Source organism: Azospira inquinata (assembly GCF_018905915.1).
GTDB classification, from domain to species: domain Bacteria; phylum Pseudomonadota; class Gammaproteobacteria; order Burkholderiales; family Rhodocyclaceae; genus Azospira; species Azospira inquinata.
The window spans coordinates 2,622,497-2,637,402 of record NZ_CP064782.1 but is presented as its reverse complement, the minus strand read 5'-3'; the positions used below and the strand labels follow the sequence as shown (position 1 = coordinate 2,637,402).

The following is a 14,906-nucleotide window of genomic DNA, read 5'->3' as shown; positions in this document are numbered from 1 at the left end:
GCGGTCAAACTCCTTTGGGACGTTCGCTCCACTGCAACTTCTGACGCAGCATGGCGAAATAGCTGTAGCCGGGGGGATGGAGGAAGCAGGTGCTGTGGGCGGCCTTGCGCATATGGACGCAATCCCCCCGCTTCAGGTCAAAAGTGAGCTGGCCGTCAAAGTGGACCCGGGCGTCAGCGGCATGGGTAATGCGCAATTCGATGTCGCAGCGCTCGGAAACGGTCACTGGCCGGTTGGTCAGGGCGTGGGGGCAGAGGGGCACCAGGGCAATGCCCCCCAGATTGGGATGGAGAATGGGACCGTTGGCGGACAGGGCATAGGCGGTGGAGCCCGTGGGGGTGGAAACGATGAGGCCGTCGGCCCGCAGGTGATAGATGAACTCCCCGTCAATGAAGAGCTCGAATTCGATCATTTTGCCGATGGCGCCCTTATCCACCACCACGTCATTCAAGGCCTGATTGACGCAGATATCCTTGCCGTCCCGGCTCACCACGGCGGCCAGCACCAGACGCTCATCCCGGGTGAAGCGGCCTTCCAGCAGATCTTCCATGCAGCTCAGCATGTCGTGGCGGCCGATGTCGGTCATGAAACCCAGACGCCCCTGATTGACCCCCACCAGGGGCACCCGGAAGGGGGCCAGCTGGCGGGCCGCATTGAGCATGGTGCCGTCTCCCCCCAGCACAATGGCCAGATCCGCGTCCTGGCCGATGGCGGGGAAATCCTTCACTTCCCAGGGCAGATCGCCCCCCACATTGCGGGCCGTATCGCTCTCCACCACGATCACCACGCCCCGCTGGCTCAGAAAACGGCCCAGGGCACGGAGGGATTCGGCCACCTCCGGACTATGGTAGCGCCCGATCAGGGCAATGGTCCGAAAAGCAGAGGGGGAGCGGGTTGGGGAGTTATGCATGGGGGGAATTAAACCATAAAACCCCGCCAGCCGCCGACCCGCCGCCCCAGCCCACCGGCACTGGTCAGTGGGGAGAATTTGGGTAAAATCACCGCCATGCTTGATAAACGCGCCCGCATCCTGCTCAAGACCCTGGTCGAACGCTACGTGATCGAGGGCCAGCCCGTGGGCTCCCGGGCCCTGTCCAAGGCCTCCGGCCTGGACCTGTCCCCGGCCACGGTGCGCAATGTAATGGCGGACCTGGAGGACATGGGTTTCATCACCAGCCCCCATACCTCCGCCGGACGCATTCCCACCCCCCGGGGCTACCGGGTGTTCGTGGACAGCCTGCTCACCGTTCAGCCCCTGGCGGAGCGGCAAATCCTGGCCATTGAAGGCCACCTCCATCCGGCCCAGCCCCAGCAGCTGATCAACAGCGCCTCCCAGCTCCTGTCCGGGCTCACCAATTTTGCCGGGGTGGTCATGGCGCCCCAGCGCCCTTCCCCCCAAATCCGCCAGATCGAGTTTTTAGGCCTTTCGGAAAAGCGCACCCTGCTCATCATCGTCACCACGGATGGGGACGTGCAGAACCGCATTCTTTTCACCGATCGGCCCTACAAGGCCTCCGAGCTGGTGGCGGCAGCCAATTACCTGAACCAGAATTTCGCCGGTCTCAATTTCGACCAGATCCGCCAGCGTCTGTCCGAGGAATTGCAACGCCTGCGCCAGGACATGCAGGCCCTCATGGCCGCCACCCTGGAAGCAGGTGGGGAAGCCCTGGGGGCCCCCCGGGATCAGTACGTGATCAGCGGGGAAAAAAATCTCCTGGATGTGGAAGACCTGTCCTCCGACATGCGCCGTCTCCGGGAACTCTTCGATCTCTTCGAGCAAAAGACCGGCCTGGTCAAGCTTCTGGATATTTCCAACCGGGCCGAGGGGGTGCAGATCTACATCGGCGGCGAATCCGGTCTGGCCCCCCTGGATGAATGCAGCGTGGTTACCGCCCCCTACGAGGTGAACGGCCGCATCGTCGGCTCCGTGGGGGTTATCGGCCCCACCCGCATGGCCTACGACCGGGTCATTCCCATCGTAGACATCACCGCCAAGCTGCTCTCCAGCGCCCTGACCTACCAGTCCGGCTCCTAGCCGGGCTTTCCCCCCGTTTCTCCCCTGCCGCCCAGGATTTTTGGAGTCCCATTGCCATGTCCGCCTATTTACCCGAGCCCCCCCATCGCCACGACCAGCCCCCCCGCACCGGGGTGTTGCTGCTCAACCTGGGCACCCCGGACGCCCCCACGCCGCCGGCCCTGCGCCGCTACCTGAAGCAGTTTCTCTCCGACCCCCGGGTGGTGGAGCTGCCCCGGGCCCTGTGGTGGCTGATTCTGAACGGCATCATTCTCAACACCCGGCCGAAAAAATCCGCCGCCAAATACGCCGCCGTCTGGACCCCGGAAGGTTCCCCCCTGCGGGTGCATACGGAAAAGCAGACCAAGCTCCTCAAAGGCTGGCTCGGGGAACAGGGCCAGGAAGGCCTGGAAGTGGCCTACGCCATGCGCTATGGCCAACCGGCCGTAGGGGACGTCTTGGCCCAGCTTAAGGCCAAGGGCTGCGACCGGCTGCTGATTCTGCCCCTCTATCCCCAGTTTTCCGCCAGCACCACGGGCTCAGCCCTGGATGGGGTATTCCAGCCCCTGCTCCGCACCCGGAACCTGCCGGAGCTGCGCTATATCCGGAATTTCCACGACCATCCCGCCTACTTCGGCGCCCTGGCCGCCCAGGTTCGGGATTTCTGGAGTCAGGAAGGCCGCCCGGGGCCCTCTTACCGGCTGCTCATCAGTTTTCACGGCCTGCCCCGGCGCAGTCTGGACCAGGGGGACCCCTATTACTGCGAATGCCAGAAAACCGCCCGCCTGCTCCGGGAAAGCCTGGAACTGGCGCCGGAACAGGTAGAGGTCTGCTTCCAGTCCCGCTTCGGCAAAATGCCCTGGCTCCAGCCCTACACGGCCCCGACCCTGGAAAAACTGGCCCAGGCCAAGGTGGAGCGGGTGGATGTGATCTGCCCCGGCTTTGTCTCCGACTGTCTGGAAACCCTGGAAGAAATTGGCATGGAGGGCAAGGCCACCTTCCTGGCCGCCGGGGGCAAGACCTTCCACTACATTCCCTGCCTCAATGAACGGCCGGATTGGATCGCCGCCCTGGGGGCCCTAGTGCTGGAACATCTCCAGGGCTGGTCGAGCCGCCCCGCCCCGAATCAGGACACCCTGGCGGCCACCGCCCTGCGGGCCAAGCTGCAAGGGGCTCCCCACTAGGGGGCGGCCCCGAGCCGCTCCCCATATACCCGAGAGGAGAGGCCCCCGTCCCTCGGGCATCTCCAGCCTGTTTTTCGCTCCTTGCCCGGGAGAAAACGGGGCTTTAGGCCTGGACCGTTTTCGGCCGCCGCCAGCCCTGCCAGGCAATGCCCCCGGCCACCAGCTGGACCACAAAGATGGATAGCACAGAGCCGCTCCAGCCCCAGGCTTCAAAGGCCAGACCGGCCAACCAGGCCCCCACCGCGCCGCCGGCGTAATAGGACATGTTGTACAGGCCCGTGGCCAGGGAACGGCCTTCGCTGACGCTGTCGGCAATAAAGCTGATGGTGGCGGACTGGCAGATAAAAACCCCGGAAGAGCAGATGGCCAGCCCCACAATCACCGTCCCCAGGGACGGTAGCAGGGTCAGGGCCAGCCCGGCGGCAGACAGGCTCAAGGCTCCCAGCAGGGAACGGAGGAAGCCGATGCGCACAATCACCTTGCCGGCCATGGGGGTCACCACCACCCCCACCAGATAGACGCAGAACACATTGGCCAGCCCGGCGGCGGAAAGGTTAAAGGGGGGATAGGCCAGGAGCACATTCACGTAGGTAAAGGTGCCCACCAGGGAAAAGAGCACGCAAAAGCCCACGGCGCAGGCGGCCAGGAGGCGGGGATTGTGGAGATGGTGGCCCAGGGTGCGGAACGCGCCCCCCACATCCCGGTTGGCCACAAAATGCCGGGACGGCGGCAGGAGCCACAGGGCCAGCAGGGCGCCGAGGAAATTCATCACCGCCAGGGTGACAAAGGCCCCCCGCCAGCCCAGCAGATGGCCCGCATGGCCGGTGATGAAACGGCCACAAAAGCCTCCCATGACCGTGCCCCCCACATAGGCGGTGGTCATCCGGGCCACCCCGCCGGAGCGGAATTCCTCCGCAATATAGGCCATGAGCACCACCACAATGCCCGGAATGGCCAAGCCCTGGAGGAAACGCATCACCACCACCAGGGTCAGACTTCCCATGGCCGGAATCAGGGCCGTGGGCAGGGTCAGGGCAAAGAGGGAAATGCACAGGATGCGCTTCCGCCCCAGGGCGTCGGACAACATGCCCATGAAGGGGGACACCAGGGCCACGGCCAGCACCGTGGCGCCCACGGTGGCCCCGGCCTGCACCGGGGAAGCGTGGAAATCCCCCATCACCAGGGGCAGCACGGACTGCATGGAATAAACGTTGAGGAAGGCGAAAAATCCGATCAGCCAGACAATGGGGCGGGAGGCTTGGCCCCCGTTCCCCAACAGGGACTGGCGCAGGGCGGCAGCAAACATGGGAATCCGAAAAGAAAAAGGAGGAAGGTCCGGCCGCAGCCGGGAACGGTTAACTGTAAGCCCGGAAGCCCGCCCGGCGCCAGCCTGGGCGGGCTTGGGTCGGCTTGGGTCGGCTTGGGTCGGCTTGGCTTGGCTTGGCTTGGGTCGGGTCGGGCTTGGGATCACCTCTGGTTCTGCTTCAGAATCCGCCCGAGAGTCCCCAGGCCAGCCCCTTCCCAAACCATCCCCCAAGTCATCCCTCCCGAGCCCCCACCAGAGCCAGCCCCGGTGCAGCTCCCGAGTCCGGCCTTTCCCCGGCTTGAAAAAGCCGCCGGCCACCACCATCTAGGCCCCATTCGCCCCTCCCCACAAGCCCTTGTTGAAAGCCCCACCCCATGGATACCGACGCCCTGCTTCTCCCCTGCCCCCATTGCTTGGCCGTGAACCGGGTGGCCAGGGAACGTCTGGAAAGCGCGCCCCGCTGCGGCCGCTGCCACGCCCCCCTGTTTCCGGACCAGCCCATGGTGCTGGATCAGGCGGGGCTGGAGCGCCAGCTGGCCCACAATGATCTGCCCCTGCTGGTGGATTTCTGGGCCCCCTGGTGCGGCCCCTGCCGCATGATGGCCCCCGCCTTCGCCGCCGCCGTGGCCCGTCTGGCGCCCCGGGTGCGGCTGGCCAAGGTGGATACGGAGGCCAACCAGGCCCTGGCGGCCCGCCTGGGTATCCGCAGCATTCCCACCCTGATGCTGTTCCGCAATGGCAGGGAAATCGCCCGCCAGGCCGGCGCCCTGGATACGGCGGGCATCGTCGCCTGGACCAACGGCCACCTCTGATCCCGGGCGGGCCCGGATCAAATCGGGCAAGGATATTTAGGGCCTCGCCTCAATAATCCTCGGCCCAGGCCGATAAGCATGGCAGGGACATCGATCCGGTGCTCCGCGCCATCACCGTTCGCCGAAGGACCGCCATGAAAATCGCCGACGCCAACCTGAATTTCTCCGCCTCCCACCGGTACAGCCAGCAATGGCAGGTGGAAGAACGGCTCCGCTATCAGATCGGCACGCCTTCCACCGCCACCGGGGCGGGTGGGGCAAACCCGGCAAGGGGCGCGGCGGTGCTGCCCACGGACAGCGTTTCCCTCTCCTCCGCCGGCCTGGCCGCCCAGACCGGGGATATGCCGTTAACGGACCGGAACCAGCTCCAGCTCACCCTGATTCAGATGATGCTGGAAATGCTCACGGGCCATAAAGCCAAGCTCTTCTCCCTGGCCGACCTCACCGCCCCGAGCCAGGATGCCAGCCTGCCAGCCCCGGGGGAAACCAGCTCCTCAACCACCACCGCCCCCGCTTCCGCTGGTTACGGCCTGGATTACCAGTATCTGGAAAGCTACACGGAAAGGGAACAGACCGATTGGGCCGCCAGCGGCGTGGTGCATACGGCAGACGGCCAGGAAATTCACTTCGATCTTTCCCTGCAAATGCAGTACAGCTATCAGGAAACCAGCCAGGTCCATATCCAGGCGGGGGACAGGCTGGCCACCCAGGACCCCCTGGTGCTCAATTTCGGCGGCAGCGCCGCAGAACTCACTAACCAGAAGTTCCAGTTCGATCTGAACAACGATGGCCAGCAGGAAAATATGGCCTTCGCCACCGGGGGCAGCGGCTTTCTGGTGCTGGATAAGAACGGCAACGGCAAAATCGACAACGGCAGCGAGTTGTTTGGCCCCTCCAGCGGCAACGGTTACGGGGAGCTGGCCGCCTATGACGAGGACCACAATGGTTGGATCGACGCGGGGGACCGGGTTTTCTCCCAACTCCAGGTGCTGAGTAAGAACGCCCAGGGACAGGATCAGTTGCGCAGCCTCCACGATCTGGGCATCGGCGCCCTGAGTCTGGCCGCTTCCCCCACTCCCTTTGCCATAAAAGATGAGCAAAATCAGTTACTGGCACAGGTCCGCAACACCGGTCTGTTTTTGCAGGAGGACGGTAAGGCTGGCACAATGCAACAGCTAGACTTGGCCGCATGACTTTCGTCAGATAAGCTTATTCCTACAAACCCTAAATGCTGCACCGAGAGAGAGCATGGCTCGCATCGCCGATATGAAAATTTGGATTCGCTTGACCGCAGCCATCTGGCTGGTTCTGGTGGCCGTCTGGACGACCATGATCATTTGGGAAACGGACGTCAATCGGGACACCGTCACCAATCAGGCCATGGACTTCTCCCGCAGCATCCACGAAATGACCATGGCCGGTCTCACCGGCATGATGATCACGGGCACGGTGGGCCAGCGGGAAGTGTTCCTGGACCAGATTAAACAGCTCTCGGTGATCAAGGATCTCCACGTCATCCGTGGGGATGCGGTGATCAAGGTCTTCGGCCCGGACAAGAAAGACACCCGGCCCATGGACGCCATTGAGCGTCAGGTGATGCAGACCGGCAAGCCCTTTGCCGCCGTGGAGGAAAGCGACGGCAATCGCTACCTCCATGTAGTCAATCCCACCCTGGCCTCCACCAATTACCTGGGCAAAAACTGCATCATGTGCCACCAGGCGCCGGAAGGTTCGGTGTTGGGGGTAGTAAGCATGAAGGTGTCCCTGGATAAGGTGAATGAGGAAGTGAGCGCCTTCCGCCTGAAAATCACCATTGCCGCCTTCGCCGCCAGTCTGTTGCTCCTGGCCATGATCTACCTGTTCATCCGCCACTTTGTCACCAAGCCCCTGGAGCAGCTCACCGAGGGCCTGCGGGACGTGGCCAGCGGCGACGGGGATCTGACCCGGCGCCTGGCCGTCAAAGGTCAGGACGAAGTGGGGCAGGCCGCCAGCGTCTTCAACAAGGTCATGGAAAACTTCGCCGGCCTGGTGCGCCAGGTGAGCAATTCGGCCACCGAGGTGTTGGATAAGTCCCACGAACTGTCCCAGAACGCTTCCCGGGTGGCGGACGGTTCCCACCAGCAGAACGAAAAATCCCTGCAAGCCGCTTCCGCCGTGGAAGAAATGGTGTCCAGCATCGCCTCCATTTCCCAAAGCGCCGAACTGGTTCAGCAAAAATCCCAGGAAAGTCTGGAGCGCTCCAACGAGGGCAACAAGAGCCTGGCCCAACTTCTGGATGAAATGCACAACGTGGAGCACACGGTCAAAGCCATGGCCGACTCCATCAATGAATTCGTGCGCAACACGGAAGCCATCAACAAGATGACCCAGGAAGTGAAGGACATCGCCGAACAGACCAACTTGCTGGCCCTGAACGCGGCCATTGAGGCGGCCCGGGCCGGGGAACAGGGCCGGGGCTTCGCGGTGGTGGCGGATGAGGTGCGCAAACTGGCGGAAAAATCTTCCCGCTCCGCCAGCGAAATCGACGCCATTACGGAAAACCTCTCGGCCCAGTCCGTGTCCGTGCGCAAATCCATCGAAGACGGCCTGGGACACCTGGCCTCCAGCCAAAGCTCCGTTTCCAGCGTGGCGGACATTCTCCAGTCGGCCAACGGCTCGGTCACCGAGGTGGGTCAAGGCCTGAACGCCATCGCCGGGGCCACGGACGAACAGCGCCGGGTCAGCAACGAGGTGGCCCAGAGCATCGAAGCCATCGCCGGCATGGCCCAGGACAACAACGTGGCCGTGGAAAAAACGGCGGATGCGGCCCAATCCCTGGAAAAATTGGCGGACAGCCTGCAAGGCACGGTGAGCCGCTTTAAGGTCTAACCTAGGAAGGGCCACCGCCCAAAAGCAACGGGAGCCCCAGGCTCCCGTTTTTTTTTATGTCCTGCTTTCCCCGCCCAGGCGGGGCCGCCGCTCAAAGCCCCAGGGCGTCCGGCGGCAGCAGCTCCAGATCGCAGTTGAGGGCGGCGTAGTCCTTCACCCCCTTGCCCGAATCCTCCACCGCCGGATCGCCGAAGCGGGCCAGAATGCCATTGGCCGCCCGCAACCGGTCCACCACCCGGGCAATGAGGGTGGTCTGGACCCGGGCCTGGAGTTCTTCCGAAGCCAGGGACAGGGCCGCCCCCTTGATTTCCATGAACAGGGTGGGCTCCAGGGTCACCACGCTGGCACTTCGTTCCCCCTCCCCGGGGTGAAGAAAGGCCATTTCCCCCAGCACCTCCCCCGCCCCCAAGCGGCAAATGGCCCGGCCGTCCCGGGACACTTCCACATAGCCCCGGGAAATAATGCCGAAGACCCGATCCTGTTCCCCTTCCCGCATAAAACGGACCTTTTCCGGAATTTCCCGCCAACTGCTGATGCGCAGAATTTCCCACAATTCCACGTCCTCAAAATCCTTAAAAAAGGCCAGCTGGCGCAGTTGTTCAAAGCGGGCCTGATCCCGGGCCGTATCGTCCTCCTCCAGGATCTGGTAGCGCACCGCCGCCAGATCCTTGGCGAATTCCGCCCCGTTGCGATAGCGGTTGTAGAGGTCCTTTTCCAGGGCCTTGGTGAGAATGGGGTCCAGACCGGCGGGCAAGGCCGGATTCAGGGCGCAGATGGAGGGAGGCTCCATATTGACGATCTTGTACACCAGGGCCCCCGGATTCTTGGCCCGGTACGGCAGGCGGCCGGTGAGTAGCTGAAACAGCACCACCCCCAGGGAATAAAGGTCGGTCTTGTGATTCAGGGGATAGTTTTTTACCTGCTCGGGAGACATGTAGGAGGGGGATCCCACCCCCATGACAAAGGTGGAATCCCGATCCTTGTCCTTGGCCAGATTTAGGGCCAGGCCGAAATCCGTAATTTTGGGGTTGTCCTGGGCATCCAGGAGAATATTGGCAGGCTTGATATCCCGGTGTACCACCCCCTGGCGGAAGGCGTAATCCAGGGCCAGACAGCACTTAAAAACAATGCCCACTACCCGGTGCAGGGGCAGCAGCCGATCGATCTGGCAAAACTGTTCCAGGGACGGACCGGCCACATATTCCATGACCAGATAGGCCCGCTTTTCCCCAGCCACCTCTTCCACCACCGAGTCATAGACCCGGGCGATATGGGGGTGTTCCAGGCGCTTGCCCACCCCGCTTTCGGTCTGAAACAGCTTAATCAGGCGCCGGGACAGGCTGCCATCCGCCATGCCCAGGCGCATGAGCTTAATCGCCACCCACTGGTCCGACTCCGGATCCCGAGCCAGATAGACGGTGGCCGTAGCCCCCCGCCCCAACTCCCTCTCGATGTGATACCTGCCGATCCGCTCAAGCATGGTCCTGATCCCTGGAATTTCCCCATCCTAACAAAGGTTTTTCCCCTTTCTTAGGAAATTTCCCACACTGGCCTTGAAATCCTTCCGCCCCCCCCCATATGGTGGAGAGTTTTTCCGGAGAATCCCTATGTCAGAACAAAATACGCCCCAGGAACCCCTGGAAATCGCGGCGGACGCCCAAGGCGCCGAAACCGCCGCCGCCCCGGAAGCCGCTCCTGCGGATTCCACCCCCAGCCTGGAAGACCTGCTGCGCCAGGCCGAACAAAAGGCGGAGGAACACCACGACGCCTGGCTGCGCGCCAAGGCGGAAACGGAAAATGTACGCCGCCGCGCCCAGGAAGACATCAGCAAGGCCGCCAAGTTCGCCATTGAAAAATTCGCCGGGGAATTACTGGCGGTGAATGACAGCCTGGAAGCCGCCCTGACCGACACCAATCCCACGGTGGACATCCTGAAAAGCGGGGTGGAGCTGACCCACAAGCAACTGGTGGCTGCCTTTGAAAAATCCGGGCTGAAGGAAATCAACCCGGTGGGGGAAAAATTCGACCCCCACCACCACCAGGCTATCAGCATGGTGCCCTCGGACCAGGAGGCCAATACGGTGGTCACGGTGCTGCAAAAGGGCTACACCATTGCGGACCGGGTCCTGCGTCCCGCCCTGGTCACGGTTTCCCAAGGCAAGGCTTGATATTCGCCGGGGCCACCCCATATTGGCTCCATCGCAACCATTCACACTAAAGGAATAAACATGGGCAAGATTATCGGTATTGACCTAGGGACCACCAACTCCTGCGTTTCCGTCATGGAAGGCGGCCAACCCAAGGTTATCGAAAACTCCGAAGGCACCCGTACCACCCCCTCCATCGTCGCCTACGCGGAAGACGGGGAAGTGCTGTGCGGCGCTCCTGCCAAACGGCAGGCCGTCACCAATCCCCAGAACACCCTGTTCGCCGTCAAGCGCCTGATCGGTCGGCGCTTTGAGGAAAAGGAAGTGCAAAAGGACATCTCCCTGATGCCCTACAAAATCGTCAAGGCCGACAACGGGGACGCCTGGGTGGAAGTGCGGGGCGGCAAAATCGCTCCGCCTCAAGTTTCCGCCGAAGTGCTGCGCAAGATGAAGAAGACCGCGGAAGACTACCTGGGTGAAGAAGTCACCGAGGCTGTCATCACCGTGCCCGCCTACTTCAACGACAGCCAACGGCAAGCCACCAAGGACGCGGGCCGGATTGCCGGTCTGGAAGTGAAGCGCATCATCAACGAACCCACGGCAGCTGCCCTGGCCTTCGGCATGGATAAGAAGCAAGGCGACAAGAAAATCGCCGTCTATGACCTGGGGGGCGGCACCTTCGATATTTCCATTATCGAAATCGCCGAAATCGACGGGGAACATCAGTTTGAAGTGCTGTCCACCAACGGGGACACCTTCCTGGGCGGCGAAGACTTCGACCAACGCCTGATCGACTACATCGTCACCGAATTCAAGAAGGAATCCGGGGCTGACCTGAAGAATGACGTGCTGGCCCTGCAACGCCTGAAGGAAGCGGCGGAAAAGGCCAAGATCGAGCTTTCTTCCAGCCAGCAGACCGAAATCAACCTGCCCTACATCACCGCCGACGCTTCCGGTCCCAAGCACTTGGCCCTGAAGATCACCCGGGCCAAGTTCGAAGCCCTGGTGGAAGACCTGGTGGAACGGACCATCGCCCCCTGCGCCACCGCCCTCAAGGACGCGGGCTGCAAGGTTTCCGAAATTGACGACGTGATCCTGGTGGGGGGCATGACCCGGATGCCCAAGGTCCAGGAAAAGGTGAAGGAATTCTTCGGCCAGGACCCCCGTAAGGACGTCAATCCGGACGAAGCCGTGGCCGTGGGCGCCTCCATCCAGGGCGGTGTGCTGCAAGGGGAAGTGAAGGACGTGCTGCTGCTGGACGTGACCCCCCTGTCCCTGGGCATTGAAACCCTGGGCGGCGTCATGACCAAGCTGATCCAGAAGAACACCACCATCCCGACCAAGGCCAGCCAGGTCTTCTCCACCGCCGACGACAACCAGAACGCGGTGACCATCCACGTGCTCCAAGGCGAACGGGAAATGGCCTCCGGCAACAAGAGCCTGGGTCAGTTCAACCTGACGGATATCCCCCCCGCTCCCCGGGGCATGCCCCAGATCGAAGTCACCTTCGACATTGACGCCAACGGTATTCTGAACGTTTCCGCCAAGGACAAGGCCACGGGCAAGGAAGCCAAGATCAAGATCCAGGCCTCCTCCGGGCTCTCCGAGGAAGAAGTGCAACGCATGGTTCAGGACGCCGCCGCCCACGCGGAAGAGGACAAGAAGGCCCACGAGTTGGCGGAAGCCCGCAACCAAGCCGACACCACCGTGCATATGGTGAAGAAGTCCCTCACCGAATACGGCAAGGAACTGTCCGACGAAGAAAAGGGCAAGATCGAAGCTGCCCTGAAGGAAGCGGAAGACGCCATCCGCAGCGACGACAAAGCCGAAATCGAAGCCAAGACCCAGGCCCTGGCCCAGGCCGCCCAAAAGCTGGGGGAAAAGATGTACGCCCAGCAACAAGCTGAAGGCGCTGCCGCCGGAGCCGGTGCGGAAGCGGGGGCCCAGGAAGCCAAGGCCGCCGACGCCGACGTGGTGGATGCGGAATACACCGAGGTCAAGGACAAGAAGTAAGTCGGTCCCCGGCACAGGGTCGCAAGTTCGGGAGAAAGGGGTAAGCTAGCCCCCTTTTCCCGGCTTGCGGCCCTGGTCGTTTGGGCCGGGCATTCCCCCGGATTCCCTCAGACCCAGCCATTTGAGAGCCCCCATGGCAAAACGCGATTTTTACGAAGTCCTGGGCGTCAAAAAAGACGCCAGCGACGACGAAATCAAAAAGGCCTATCGCAAGATGGCCATGAAGTATCACCCGGACCGCAATCCGGACAATCCCAAGGCCGAGGAGATGTTCAAGGAGGCCAAGGAAGCCTACGAAATCCTCTCCGACGGCCAGAAACGGGCCGCCTACGACCAGTACGGCCACGCCGGGGTAGATCCCCAGGCGGGCGGCTTCGGCGGTGGCGGTGCGGGCTTTAACGGCGGTTTCGGTGACGCCTTTGCCGACATTTTCGGCGACATTTTCGGTGGCCGCAGCGGCGGCGGACATTCCAACATCTACCGGGGCGCGGACCTGCGCTACAACCTGGAAATCAGTCTGGAACAGGCCGCCAAGGGCACGGAAACCAAGATTCGCATTCCCACCATGGAGCTGTGCGACACCTGCCACGGCTCCGGCGCCCGCCCCGGCACCCAGGCCAAGACCTGCCCCACCTGCCAGGGCAGCGGCCAGGTGCGCATGCAGCAAGGCTTTTTCTCCATTCAGCAGACCTGCCCCAAGTGCCACGGCACGGGCAAGATCATTCCCGAACCCTGCCCCACCTGCCACGGCGCGGGTCGGGTCAAGCAGCACAAGACCTTGGCGGTGAAAATTCCGGCCGGGGTGGACGAGGGAGATCGGATTCGCCTGGCTGGGGAAGGGGAACACGGGGTCAATGGTGGGCCTCCGGGGGATTTGTATGTGCAAATCCACCTCAAGCCCCACGGGGTCTTTGAGCGGGATCACAACGACCTGCACTGCGAAATGCCCATCAGCTTCACCACCGCCGCCCTGGGCGGGGAAATCGAGATTCCCACCCTGGATGGGGCCGCCAAGATCAAGATTCCGGCGGAAACCCAGTCCGGCAAGGTGTTCCGCCTGCGGGGCAAGGGCATTAAGGGAGTCCGCAGCCATACCCATGGGGACCTGCTTTGCCATGTGGTGGTGGAAACCCCGGTAAGCTTGACGGACCGGCAGAAGGAACTGCTGCGGGAACTGGAAGAAATCAACAGCGACAGCACGGGGGTGCACAATCCCCGGGCCAAGAGCTGGATGGACAAGGTCCGGGAATTCTTCAGCCAGTAAGCGCGCCGTTTCCAAGCCACCAGGCAGCCCTTTTCCGGGCTGCCTTTTTTTTGCCCGGAAGCCGCTCCTCGGCTTGCGTTCCCCCCGGCCGAATGCCATAGTCAGGGGCACAAAACCCATGATTCATAACAATAAAGGAGGAGACATGTTTTCCTGGTACCGCCCCCTCACCGCCTTCCTGGTCGCCGCCCTCATCACCCTGACCGCCCATGCCGATCCGGGGATTACGGACAATCGCATTCTGCTGGGCATGTCCGCCCCCCTCTCCGGCCCCAACGGGGCTTACGGGACAGAAATCCGGGAGAGCATCACGGCCTATTTCAATGCCATCAACAAAGCCGGCGGCGTCCACGGCCGCAAGCTGGAGCTGGTGGTACTGGACGACGGTTATGAAACGGACCGGGCCGTGGCCAATACCAAAAAGCTGATCAACGAGGACAAGGTCTTCGCTCTCATCGGCTACTACGGTTCCACCCCCACCACCGCCGCCATGGAAGTGTTCAGCGCCGAGAAAGTGCCCCTCATCGGCAGTATTTCCGGAGCGGAAAGCCTGCGGCGGCCGGTGAATCGTTACATGTTCAATGTGCGGGCCAGCTATGCCCGGGAGACGGAGGCCATCATCAATGCCCTGGCCCCCTTAAGCCTGCGCAATATCGCCGTCTTTTATCAGAATGACGGCTTTGGCAAATCCGGGCTGGAAGGCATTACCCAGGCCATGAAACACCACGGCCTCTCTCCCTCCGCCGTGGCCACGGTGGAACGCAATTCCCTGAATGTGGGAGCGGCGGTCAAAACCATTGCCAAGGCCAATCCCCAGGCGGTGATCATGGTCACCCTGTACAAACCCACCGCCGAATTTGTCCGCCAGCTGCACAAGGCGGGCCAGTATCCCCAGCTCATGACCCTCTCCCCCGTGGGAGCGGACCTGTTGGTCAAGGAACTGGGGGAAGAGGCCAGGGGCATCGGTATTTCCCAGGTCATGCCCTACCCCTGGAATGACGGCAATCCCCTGGCCCGGGAGTTTCGTAAAACCATGACCGCCGCAGGCAAAACCGCCCATTCCGCCTACTACGCGGAAGAAGGCTATGCCATGGCCAAGGTGCTGGTGGATGGGCTGAAAAATTCCGGACGGGACGTGAGTCGGGAAAAGCTGGTGAGCTCCCTGGAAAACCTGAGGAACCACGATCTGGGCGGTTACAAGGTCACCTACAGCCCCACCGACCACAACGGTTCGGAATTTGTGGACCTCACGGTCATCGGCAACGGGGGCCGGGTGCTCCACTGAGCCGCACTAACCG

The 14,906-nt window shown here is 62.4% G+C and carries 12 protein-coding genes; 9 read left to right on the top strand and 3 right to left on the bottom strand.

Annotation, left to right across the window (positions count from 1 at the left end):
* Positions 1-4 precede the first annotated feature (4 nt).
* The gene (locus Azoinq_RS12055) at positions 5-910 is read right to left on the bottom strand and encodes an NAD kinase (RefSeq protein ID WP_216128746.1); all 906 of its coding nucleotides are present in this window, start codon (positions 908-910) and stop codon (positions 5-7) included.
* A 96-nt stretch (positions 911-1,006) separates the two neighbouring features.
* On the opposite strand from Azoinq_RS12055, the gene hrcA reads away from it, so the two are divergent.
* Together hrcA and hemH are read left to right on the top strand one after the other, a co-directional pair.
* Positions 1,007-2,035, top strand: a complete 1,029-nt coding sequence (gene hrcA, locus Azoinq_RS12050) for a heat-inducible transcriptional repressor HrcA (protein WP_216128748.1) — start codon at positions 1,007-1,009, stop codon at positions 2,033-2,035.
* 56 nt (positions 2,036-2,091) lie between these two features.
* Positions 2,092-3,198 carry a ferrochelatase gene (gene hemH, locus Azoinq_RS12045; RefSeq protein WP_216128750.1) on the top strand — a complete coding sequence of 369 codons (1,107 nt, stop codon included), beginning with the start codon at positions 2,092-2,094 and terminating at the stop codon, positions 3,196-3,198.
* Positions 3,199-3,301: 103 nt separating this feature from the next.
* On the opposite strand, the gene Azoinq_RS12040 is transcribed toward hemH, so the two are convergent.
* Positions 3,302-4,504, bottom strand: a complete 1,203-nt coding sequence (locus tag Azoinq_RS12040; RefSeq protein WP_216128752.1) for an MFS transporter — start codon at positions 4,502-4,504, stop codon at positions 3,302-3,304.
* Positions 4,505-4,878: 374 nt separating this feature from the next.
* Between Azoinq_RS12040 and trxC the strand changes: the two genes are divergently transcribed.
* The 3 genes from trxC (at position 4,879) to Azoinq_RS12025 (ending at position 8,184) form a co-directional block, all read left to right on the top strand.
* Entirely contained in the window at positions 4,879-5,316 is a 438-nt protein-coding gene (gene trxC / locus Azoinq_RS12035; protein ID WP_216128754.1) for a thioredoxin TrxC, read from the top strand.
* Positions 5,317-5,450: 134 nt separating this feature from the next.
* Positions 5,451-6,509 (top strand): VCBS repeat-containing protein, encoded by a 1,059-nt coding sequence (locus Azoinq_RS12030; RefSeq protein ID WP_216128756.1) that lies wholly within the window; start codon positions 5,451-5,453, stop codon positions 6,507-6,509.
* 55 nt (positions 6,510-6,564) lie between these two features.
* Complete coding sequence (locus tag Azoinq_RS12025) at positions 6,565-8,184, top strand: methyl-accepting chemotaxis protein (protein WP_216128758.1); 1,620 nt, start codon at positions 6,565-6,567, stop codon at positions 8,182-8,184.
* A gap of 91 nt (positions 8,185-8,275) precedes the next feature.
* Here the strand turns inward: Azoinq_RS12025 and Azoinq_RS12020 are convergent, their stop codons facing one another.
* Positions 8,276-9,664: a protein kinase domain-containing protein gene (locus Azoinq_RS12020; protein WP_216128760.1), complete on the bottom strand. Its 1,389-nt coding sequence runs from the start codon at positions 9,662-9,664 to the stop codon at positions 8,276-8,278.
* A 127-nt stretch (positions 9,665-9,791) separates the two neighbouring features.
* Here Azoinq_RS12020 and grpE point away from each other — a divergent pair, with 127 nt between their 5' ends.
* The 4 genes from grpE to Azoinq_RS12000 all read left to right on the top strand — a co-directional run bounded on the left by grpE (position 9,792) and on the right by Azoinq_RS12000 (position 14,893).
* Positions 9,792-10,352: a nucleotide exchange factor GrpE gene (grpE, locus tag Azoinq_RS12015; protein ID WP_216128762.1), complete on the top strand. Its 561-nt coding sequence runs from the start codon at positions 9,792-9,794 to the stop codon at positions 10,350-10,352.
* Between the two features lie 60 nt (positions 10,353-10,412).
* The gene (gene dnaK / locus Azoinq_RS12010; RefSeq protein WP_216128764.1) at positions 10,413-12,344 is read left to right on the top strand and encodes a molecular chaperone DnaK; all 1,932 of its coding nucleotides are present in this window, start codon (positions 10,413-10,415) and stop codon (positions 12,342-12,344) included.
* Positions 12,345-12,477: 133 nt separating this feature from the next.
* Positions 12,478-13,608, top strand: coding sequence for a molecular chaperone DnaJ (gene dnaJ / locus Azoinq_RS12005; protein WP_216128767.1), 1,131 nt, complete (start codon positions 12,478-12,480; stop codon positions 13,606-13,608).
* 145 nt (positions 13,609-13,753) lie between these two features.
* Positions 13,754-14,893 (top strand): ABC transporter substrate-binding protein, encoded by a 1,140-nt coding sequence (locus tag Azoinq_RS12000; RefSeq protein WP_216128769.1) that lies wholly within the window; start codon positions 13,754-13,756, stop codon positions 14,891-14,893.
* The last annotated feature ends 13 nt before the right edge of the window (positions 14,894-14,906 follow it).

What these genes read in the sequence shown, in the direction of transcription:
- Azoinq_RS12055 (WP_216128746.1), bottom strand. Translation starts at nt 910, where the DNA reads ATGCATAACTCCCCAACCCGCTCCCCCTCTGCTTTTCGGACCATTGCC.
- hrcA (WP_216128748.1), top strand. Translation starts at nt 1,007, where the DNA reads ATGCTTGATAAACGCGCCCGCATCCTGCTCAAGACCCTGGTCGAACGC.
- hemH (WP_216128750.1), top strand. Translation starts at nt 2,092, where the DNA reads ATGTCCGCCTATTTACCCGAGCCCCCCCATCGCCACGACCAGCCCCCC.
- Azoinq_RS12040 (WP_216128752.1), bottom strand. Translation starts at nt 4,504, where the DNA reads ATGTTTGCTGCCGCCCTGCGCCAGTCCCTGTTGGGGAACGGGGGCCAA.
- trxC (WP_216128754.1), top strand. Translation starts at nt 4,879, where the DNA reads ATGGATACCGACGCCCTGCTTCTCCCCTGCCCCCATTGCTTGGCCGTG.
- Azoinq_RS12030 (WP_216128756.1), top strand. Translation starts at nt 5,451, where the DNA reads ATGAAAATCGCCGACGCCAACCTGAATTTCTCCGCCTCCCACCGGTAC.
- Azoinq_RS12025 (WP_216128758.1), top strand. Translation starts at nt 6,565, where the DNA reads ATGGCTCGCATCGCCGATATGAAAATTTGGATTCGCTTGACCGCAGCC.
- Azoinq_RS12020 (WP_216128760.1), bottom strand. Translation starts at nt 9,664, where the DNA reads ATGCTTGAGCGGATCGGCAGGTATCACATCGAGAGGGAGTTGGGGCGG.
- grpE (WP_216128762.1), top strand. Translation starts at nt 9,792, where the DNA reads ATGTCAGAACAAAATACGCCCCAGGAACCCCTGGAAATCGCGGCGGAC.
- dnaK (WP_216128764.1), top strand. Translation starts at nt 10,413, where the DNA reads ATGGGCAAGATTATCGGTATTGACCTAGGGACCACCAACTCCTGCGTT.
- dnaJ (WP_216128767.1), top strand. Translation starts at nt 12,478, where the DNA reads ATGGCAAAACGCGATTTTTACGAAGTCCTGGGCGTCAAAAAAGACGCC.
- Azoinq_RS12000 (WP_216128769.1), top strand. Translation starts at nt 13,754, where the DNA reads ATGTTTTCCTGGTACCGCCCCCTCACCGCCTTCCTGGTCGCCGCCCTC.